At 61.7% G+C, this 9,238-nt stretch carries 6 protein-coding genes; all 6 read left to right on the plus strand.

What is annotated here, in order from left to right; translation table 11 throughout:
• The first annotated feature begins 244 nt into the window (after positions 1–244).
• The 6 genes from FS320_RS32380 (at position 245) to FS320_RS32405 (ending at position 8,824) form a co-directional block, all read left to right on the plus strand.
• Entirely contained in the window at positions 245–2,125 is a 1,881-nt protein-coding gene (locus FS320_RS32380; protein ID WP_152716539.1) for an ABC transporter ATP-binding protein, read from the plus strand.
• A 29-nt stretch (positions 2,126–2,154) separates the two neighbouring features.
• Positions 2,155–3,681, plus strand: a complete 1,527-nt coding sequence (locus FS320_RS32385) for an ABC transporter substrate-binding protein (protein WP_152716540.1) — start codon at positions 2,155–2,157, stop codon at positions 3,679–3,681.
• A gap of 113 nt (positions 3,682–3,794) precedes the next feature.
• Positions 3,795–4,703, plus strand: a complete 909-nt coding sequence (locus FS320_RS32390) for an ABC transporter permease (RefSeq protein WP_152716541.1) — start codon at positions 3,795–3,797, stop codon at positions 4,701–4,703.
• A 4-nt stretch (positions 4,704–4,707) separates the two neighbouring features.
• Entirely contained in the window at positions 4,708–5,565 is an 858-nt protein-coding gene (locus FS320_RS32395) for an ABC transporter permease (protein ID WP_152716542.1), read from the plus strand.
• Positions 5,562–7,310 (plus strand): M14 family zinc carboxypeptidase, encoded by a 1,749-nt coding sequence (locus FS320_RS32400; protein ID WP_152716543.1) that lies wholly within the window; start codon positions 5,562–5,564, stop codon positions 7,308–7,310. The genes FS320_RS32395 and FS320_RS32400 overlap by 4 nt, the downstream gene beginning before the upstream one ends.
• Positions 7,311–7,480: 170 nt before the next feature.
• On the plus strand, positions 7,481–8,824 hold the full coding sequence (locus tag FS320_RS32405; RefSeq protein WP_152716544.1) for an erythromycin esterase family protein: 1,344 nt from the start codon (positions 7,481–7,483) through the stop codon (positions 8,822–8,824).
• Positions 8,825–9,238: the final 414 nt, after the last annotated feature.

The following is a 9,238-nucleotide window of genomic DNA, read 5'->3' on the forward strand; positions in this document are numbered from 1 at the left end:
CTTCTTCCTGAAAATCAAGCACTTCAGACGCATCGCCACGCGCTACGAACAGACCCCACGGGCGTTTATGTCAATCCTTTGCCTCGTCAGCGCGTTCATCTGGACCAAATGAATGTCAACGCGCTCTAGTCTGACGCAAACAGTGCTTGACGTATCGGCACGATGGCTGTGATGGATTGCAGGTATCAAAGAGATACTGATCCAACTTCCGGTGAGGTCAGTACCTTCTCACGAGCGTGGATGGATGTCGGACACTGCCAATCGTAGGTCTCAGGACCAATCTCTCCTGTCGGTTCGCTCCCTGTCGGTGGAGTTTGGAACGGGAAGCGGAGCCTTCAAGGCCGTCAAGGACGTCAGCTTCGATGTGCAGCCGGGCAGGACCCTGGCCGTCGTCGGCGAGTCGGGATCGGGCAAATCCGTCACCTCCCTGGCGATCATGCGTCTGACCGATTATACGGGCGGGGGCATCACCGGCGGGCAGGTGCTGTTCCGTCCAGATGGCGGCGAGGCGATCGATCTCGTCAAGGCGCCCGACAGCAAACTCCGGGAGATCCGCGGCAACGACATCGCGATGATCTTCCAGGAGCCGATGACGTCGCTCAATCCCGTCTTCACCATCGGCAACCAGATTTCCGAGACCCTGATCCTGCACCAGGGCCTCAACGGACGGGATGCGCGCCTGCGGGCGAAGGATCTGCTGCAGAAGGTGCGCTTGCCCGACGCGGACAGGCTGCTCGACCGCTATCCGCACCAGCTCTCCGGCGGCATGCGCCAGCGCGTGATGATCGCCATGGCGCTCGCCTGCAATCCGAAGCTTCTGATCGCCGACGAGCCGACGACGGCGCTCGACGTGACGATCCAGGCGCAGATCCTCAACATCATTCGCGATCTGCAACAGGAGATGGGTACCGCGGTCATCTTCATCACGCATGACATGGGCGTGGTCGCCGAGATGGCCGACGACGTGGTGGTGATGTGGAAGGGCGAGAAGGTGGAGCAGGCGCCGGTGCGTGACATCTTCGCAGCACCCCGGCATCCTTATACCAGAGCCCTTCTCTCCGCCGTGCCACGCCTGGGCAGTTTGAAAGGGCAGCCGCTCCCCAAGCGCACGCCCGTCATGGTGATGGATGGCGGCGTGGCCAAGCCCGTCGGCGACACCCATGAGCAGAACACCGCCGATTACACGAAGCCGATCCTTCAGGTGGAGAAGCTCACCACCCGCTTCGATGTGGGCAAGACCTTCTTCGGCCGCGTGACCCATCGGGTTCATGCGGTGGAAGAGGTCAACTTCGACATCTATCCCGGCGAGACACTGGCGCTGGTCGGCGAATCCGGCAGCGGTAAATCCACGATCGGACGCACGCTGCAGCAGCTCGTCGAGCCAACGGGCGGCACGGTCCGCTTCGATGGGCGCGACATGGCGGCCATGAGCCAGGGCGAGCGGCGGCGCCTGCGGCAGGAGATCCAGTATATCTTCCAGGATCCCTTCGCCTCGCTCGATCCGCGTCACACGGTGGGCTACAGCATTGCAGAGCCGATCATCGTTCACGGCCTGATCACGGACCGGAAGGCGCGCGAGCGGCGCGTGCACGAATTGCTGGAGCAGGTCGGTCTGCAGTCGCAGCATGCCAAGCGTTATCCGCATGAATTCTCGGGCGGTCAGCGCCAGCGCATCTGCATCGCACGGGCGCTGGCGAGCAATCCGAAACTCGTCATCGCGGATGAATCCGTGTCAGCTCTCGATGTGTCGATTCAGGCGCAGATCGTCAATCTGCTGATGGAGCTGCAGGAGAAGAAGCGGCTGTCCTATCTTTTCATCACCCATGACATGGCTGTGGTTGAGAAGATCAGCCATCGAGTCGCGGTGATGTATCTTGGCCAGATCGTCGAGCTTGGGCCACGTCAGGCGGTCTTCGAGAACCCGCAGCATTCCTATACGCGCAAGCTGCTCGCGGCGGTGCCGATTGCGGATCCGCAGCACGAGCGGGCCAAGACGCGGATCGAGGGCGAGATCCCAAGTCCCGTGCGTCCGGTCGGGCAGGAGCCTGCCATTCATCGCATGCGCGAAGTGGAGCCGGGACATTGGGTTGCGATCGAGGCCGACCAGCTTCTCGGGGCTGCGTGACATACGGTTTTCCAGAGGGAGATGATAAGATGAAGTTCTCTACCACCATGAAAGCGCTCGGCCTGACGGCCGCTGTCGCATTGGCGCCGCTGGTGGCATCCGGTGCTCAGGCCGCCGGAACACTGACTGCAGCAGTTGCCATCGATCCCGGTAGCTGGGATCCGATCGATACCTTCCTGGTCGATTGGTCGTCTGCCGCCAACAACATCTTTGACGGCCTGACAGCTCGTGGCGCCGATATGAAGCTGAAGCCTGGCCTTGCGACGTCGTGGGAGTTCCTCGACAACAACAATCGTATCCGCTTCAAGCTGCGTCAGAATGTGAAATTCCATAATGGCGAGCCGTTCAATGCGGCGGCCGTGAAGTTCACCTTCGATCGCCTGCTGGGCGAGGAGGGCAGGAAGGGACCGCAGCAGTCGAACTACAACTCCATCGACCATGTGGAAGTTGTTGACGATTCTACGGTCGATTTCGTCATGAAGCAGGCGGATCCGGTTCTGCTGACGAAGCTTGCCGGTTATGGCGGCATGATCGTGCCGCCCAAGTACATTCAGGAAAAGGGCGACGCCCATTTCAACATGAACCCCGTCGGCACCGGGCCGTTCAAGTTCGTGGAATACAGCCCGAAAGTCAGCCTCACGCTCGAAGCCTTCCCTGAGCATTGGGGCGGTGCGCCGAAGCTCGACAAGATCGTGACCCGCTTCATCTCGGAGGCGAACACACAGGTGGCCGAGCTCCAATCGGGCCGCATCGATGTCGCAACCCTCATCCCGTTCGGACTTGCCCCGACGGTGGAGAAAAGCCCCAACTTGAGCCTCCTCAGCATCACCGGTCCCCAGGTCGTCGCGCTGCGCCTCAACACCAAGGACGGCATCACGAAGGATGTGAATGTCCGCAAGGCGCTGATCATGGGGATTGATCGCGATGCGATCATCAAGGCCGTGCTCCTCGGGCACGCCAAGCCGATTGCAAGCTTCCAGTCCGATCTGTCCTTCGGCTACGATCCGAGCCTGAAGCCGCTGCCCTTCGATCTCGCCAAGGCGAAGCAGATGCTGCAGCAGGCGAAGATCCCGGCCGGTGCACCGGTGCGGATCGACTTCCGCGGCAACGACGCAACCTTCCGCGAAGTGGCGCAGGCCGCGGCCGGCTTCCTCCAAGCCCTCGGCCTCAAGCCATCCCTCCAGCCGCATGAGCCCCCGGTTCTGCTCAACGACATCATCCCGAACGGCAAGACCGGTGAAGCCTGGCACAATGCCTGGGGCGGATGGACCTTCGACTACGACAACACCGCTTACCTGATGTATCACTCGGGCGAGAAGTGGAACCCCTATGACAACGATCCCAAACTGAATGCCCTGCTCGAGAAGCAGCGTACGATGTACGACGTGAAGGAGCGTGAGAAGGTTCTTCAGGAGGTCGCACGTTACGTGGCGGATCAAGCGCTTGAGATCCCGCTCTACAACCAGAACACGCTCTATGGCGTGAACAAGCGGGTGAAGAATTTCGATGCTCCTGCAGATCGTCGCTTCCGCTTCACGGAAACGACGGTGGAGTGAAAAGCCGCCTTGGACATCTTTCGCCCCTCAGGGCGAATGTCCGAGGTCTTGAGACATAAGAGAAGGCCCCGCGCGAGCGGGGCCGTTTTTCCAAGAGCAAGAAGGACCACCTCATGGCGGGCTTCATCCTCAAACGATTGTTGCAGGCTGTTTTCGTGGTCCTCGCAGTGACTCTGATCGTCTCGTTCGCGATCAGATTGTCGGGCGATCCTGCGATCATGCTGATGGGGGGCGGCAATGTCACCGAGCAGGACCTGCAGAACATCCGGCAGTCGCTCGGGCTCGAGCGGCCGTTCTACGTTCAGTATCTCAGCTTCCTCGAAGGCATGGTGAGGGGAGATTTCGGCAAGAGCTTCATGGGCGGAACGCCCGTTTCCATGCTCATTGCCAATGCCTTGCCGGCCACCCTCCTGCTGGCGTTTGCCTCCCTCCTGGCCTCCATTGTCCTGTCCGTGCCGCTCGGAGTCTACGCAGCGGTGAACCGGGGGCGCTGGCCGGATCAGATGATCCGCATCCTGTCGCTGGTGGGCTTGTCCTTCCCGAATTTCTGGCTCGCCATCATGATGGTGCTGTTGTTCTCCATCGTGCTCGGCGTGCTGCCGCCGAGCGGCATGGAGGGACCGGAGAGTTTCGTCATGCCGGCGCTCACCATGGCGATCATTCTCACCGCCACGAATGTGCGCCTCGTGCGCACCTCCATGCTGGAGACGCTCTCGCAGCAATACATCATGGTGGCGCGCTCCAAGGGTCTGCGCGACCGCGTCGTCCTCTACAAGCACGCCCTGCGCAATTCGGCCATTCCGCTCGTCACCTATATCGGCCTGCAGTTCGGCGGAATCGTCATCGTGGAGCGGGTGTTCAACTGGCCCGGCATGGGCACGCTCGCCTTCGATGCCATCTCGAACCGTGATTACCCGGTGCTGCAGGGCACCATCACGGTGCTCGCGCTCTTCATCGTTCTCATCAATCTCCTGGTCGATATCGCCTACGGGCTGATCGATCCGCGTATCCGGACGGAGTAGGGCCATGGCTGCCGCTCAGGCTGTGTCGTCGGCGCGCCGGCACTTTCGATCGCTCGAACTCGTTCTCGGCCTCCTGCTCACCGGGGGCATGGGACTGGCCGTGCTGTTCTCGGGTTTTCTCTTCCCCGATGGTGGCGAGAGCATGGACCTCATGGCCCGTCTCACACCGCCGTTCCAGGATCTTGCGCATCCCCTCGGCACCGATCCCCTCGGCCGTGACGTGCTGGCGCGTGTGATCGTCGGCGGCAAGATCTCGCTCACTGTCGGCATTCTCTCGGTAATGGGAGCGGTGACCGTCGGAACGCTGGTCGGGCTGGTTGCGGGCTACTATCGGGGCATCTCCGAGATCCTGCTCATGCGGTTTGCCGATATTCAGCTCGCTCTTCCCTTCATCCTCGTCGCCATCATGTTCCTCGCCATCCTTGGCACCGGCGTCGACAAGGTGATCTTCTTCATGATCCTCGCGCAATGGGTCCAATATGCGCGCCTGGTGCGCGCCTCCGTGCTGGCGCTGCGAGATCGGGAATTCATTCTCTCGGCCCGCGCCATCGGCGTCGGCAACGGACGCATCATCTTCACGCATATCCTGCCCAACGTGCTCGGCCCCATCGTCATCCTGATGACGCTCAACGTGGCCAACAACATCCTTCTCGAAAGCAGCCTCACCTTCCTGGGTCTCGGCGTCGATCCGCTCATCCCAAGCTGGGGCGGCATGCTGGCCGATGGACGCACCTATCTGCAGACGGCCTGGTGGGTCAGCGTGTTTCCGGGGCTTGCCATCATGTTCACCGTGCTCGGCCTGAACCTTCTGGGCGACTGGCTGCGCGACCTTCTCGATCCGACAGGACAGACTTCACGATGACGACTTTGCTCGACGAACGTATCCCGCGTACTCTCGATACTCTCCTGCGCGAATGGGCCAGGAACGATCATCGCGGCGTGACGCTCGAGGCCTGGCTGTTCGAGGATGAGGCGGCACGGCGCGCTGCCGAGGCGGTGTTGTCGGAGGTCGGCGTTCGGGCACGGTTGCGCAGCGCCTACAAGCCGCTCGTCCATACCTTTCTCGAAGAGATCGATACCGCCGATCTGAAGCGTATCACCGTGCGCTATCCCGTGCATGAGGAGGCCGACCGCCTGCGCTTCCTCTCGGAGGCTTATCCTCTGGCAGCCCTGCTCGACGGCATCGAGCTCCTCTTCGAGCCCGGCGCCGCGGATCTGACCTATCTGGTTACGCTCGAGTACACGAGCGGAGTTGTGGCGGAGCATGTGGTCTTTGCGCCGAACAGACTTCGGCCCAACCACCTCGACGAGGTCGATCTCACACCGACCGGTTGGCTAAAGGTGACTGGACGCCCCGATGAAGCATCGGATCTCGATGAGCCGCTCGAGACTGAGATCGAACAGGTCTTTCATAAGGTGATGGCAGTCGTCGCCGCGCATGAATGGCCCGAGGCGGAGCCCTATGCGGAGACGCTCGCCATCGACGTGACGATCCCGGGCATCGAGCGCCCGCTTGATTACGGCGACGAGGTCATGAGCACACGCGAGGCGCTGCACGAGGACTTTTATTTCTCGGTGCTCGAATTCTTCAAGCGCAAATCGGGCCGTCCTCCCGAGGATCGCAGTGTGCAGCCGGGCCAGATCGTGCCGGATATCCGTGCGGGCGAGGGCGATGCGCATGTGCGCGTGACGCTGCGCTCTTTCGGAACGCCGCAGGACCCCGTGAAGCCTGAGCAGGACATCGAGACGGCGGATGCCGCGCCCGATCTTGCGCAGATTCATCGTGAGCTCGCAGTGCTTCCCGGAGAAACCTTCGAGGGAATCTCTCGGGAAGGACGCTCCGTGCGGGGCATTTACCGGGCCGGTTCGCGTCCGGCGGTTCTCGTCACCAGCGGGCAGCATGCCAACGAGACATCGGCTCCGGTCGGTACATTGAGAGCCGTGCGCCGCCTGCTGGCCAATCCCGACACCAACATCGCCTATATCCCGGTCGAGAACCCGGACGGCTATGCGCTGCATGGACGGCTGTGCGAAGGCAATCCGCGCCACATGCACCATGCAGCGCGTTATACCTCGCTCGGCAACGATCTCGAATATGGCCGCAGCGAGCCTCTCTACGAGATCGGCGCGCGCAACCAGGCGCTCAAGATGTCGGGCGCCCAACTGCACCTCAACTTCCACGGTTACCCGGCCCACGAATGGACGAGGCCGTTTACCGGCTATCTGCCGCGCGGCTTCGAGCTCTGGACGATCCCGAAGGGCTTCTTCCTGATCATGAGGCATCATCCGTCTTGGGGCCAGACGGCGCGGACTCTGATCGAAGCCGTGACGACAGGACTGTCGGCCGTACCGGGCTTGGCCGAGTTCAACCGCCGTCAGATCGAAATCTGCTCGATTCACTCCGGCGGGACACCGTACGAGATCATCAGCGATGTGCCTTGCCTGATCACCGCGGACGAGCGACATCCCTCGCCTCTGACCCTTATCACGGAGTTTCCCGATGAGACGATCTACGGCGAGGCTTACCGCTTTGCGCATACGGTGCAGATGGCAACGGTCATCGCCGCCGAGGAAGCGTTCGCGTCGATCATGGCGAGAGTGTCATAGGATCGCCGGTGGGATAGCCGATCGGCAGGGAAAGGAATGTGACGGCACCCGTCTGATCTCCTATCCTCCTTCCAGCGACGGGTGCGTCCATCGCCTGGAACAAGCCGAGTCCCGCGGTCGTTCTCCGGCGGAGCCGGTACGCAGGGTGCCGGTCTTGCGGAGCGAAAGCCATGGCCCGGTTGTCCTGGAAGCAGAGCGAGAACGACGCCTCCGTCAAGGAAGCCGTCGATCTTGTGCGCGAGCATGGGGAAACCCTGCCGTCGATTTCCGATGAAGATGCGTTCGGCGCTATGTTCGACCGCTTTTCCGATGCCAAAGTCGTGCTTCTCGGCGAGGCGACCCATGGCACTTCGGAATTCTACCGCGCCCGTGCCGCGATCACGAAGCGCCTGATCGAGCAGCACGGCTTTTCCATCGTTGCCGTCGAAGCCGATTGGCCCGATGCGGCACGCATCGACGCCTATGTGCGTCACCGCCATGTTCCCGATGGGGATGACACAGCCTTCGAGCGCTTTCCCACCTGGATGTGGCGCAACGAGGAGGTTTATGACTTCGTCAACTGGATGCGCGAGTACAACAAGGAGCGCCCGGACGATGACCGGGCCGAGTTCCGCGGCCTCGATGTCTATAGTTTGAATTCGTCGATCCGATCCGTTCTCGATTATCTCGACAAGGTCGATCCGAAGGAGGCCAGGGAAGCGAGGGGACGCTACGCTTGTCTCAGCCCGTGGCAGTCGGACCCCGCCCGTTATGGCCGCGCCGTCCTGACAGGACAGAAGAAGCCTTGCGACGAGGCATTGCTGCGCCAGCTCCAGGATATTCTCGACAAACGCATCGACTACCTCCAGGCCGATGGCGGCGAAGCCTTCTTCGATGCGGTGCAGAACGCCAAGATCGTCCACGCGGCCGAGCACTACTACCGGATCATGTATGAGGGCGCGACGGAATCCTGGAATCTGCGCGATCGGCACATGTTCGAAACCCTGGAGAGCCTGCTCGCCCGGCGCGAGAACGCCAAAGCGATCGTCTGGGCGCACAATTCTCATATCGGCAATGCCGCCGCCACGGCGATGGGCTGGCAGGGCGAATTCAACATCGGAGAGCTTTGCCGCAAGTCCTATCACGGCGAGGCCGTGCTGATCGGTTTCGGGACCGACCGCGGCACGGTGGCGGCTGCGGACGATTGGGACGAGCCGATGCAGGTCAAGACCCTGCGGCCGGCGCGGCCCGACAGTCACGAGCGCGTCTTCCGGGATACGGGTCTAGGGTGCTTCCTGACCGATTGGCGGGAAAACGGCCAGGCCGAGCTGGTGGAGGTTCTCTCACGGCCCCGCCTGGAGCGGGCCATCGGCGTGGTCTACCGCCCGGAGACCGAGCTCTACAGCCATTACTTCGAGGCCGTCCTGGCGGAGCAGTTCGATGCCTTCATCTGGTTTGAGGAGACCAGGGCGGTAACGCCGCTGACCCATGCCCATGGCAAGGGCATGCCGGAGACCTATCCTTTCGGGCTTTGATGCGAATAACCCTCTCGCGCAAAGCAGGAGAGGGTAGTGGCGCCACTCTCGTCCAGCAATGACAATTCCCCCTAGTTCCTCTGCACAGAGATTATGACTCTTTGGCGCGTGGGTCTCTCGGGACGGTGTTGGGATAGGCACGGCCCATCTTGGCGCGGGCTTGTTCGGTGGTGAACATCCACTTGATCTCGGCACCGGAGGCGTTGCGCGCACGCTCCCAGGCGGCGATCTCGCGTTCAAGGCACCCACGATTGTCGATGCGCCGAGCCAGGCACTGGCGCTTGAGCTGTAGTAGCTGGAACTTGATCTGACATTTGGCGTCCGAGAGTTGGTCGGGCTCATCTGTCCGATGATGTTTTCAAGCGGCGATCATCTTCTCCTTCGCTAACGGGATTGCATCGAGGAAGGTCTGCA

Source organism: Microvirga tunisiensis, assembly GCF_009296175.1.
GTDB classification, from domain to species: Bacteria; Pseudomonadota; Alphaproteobacteria; order Rhizobiales; family Beijerinckiaceae; genus Microvirga; species Microvirga tunisiensis.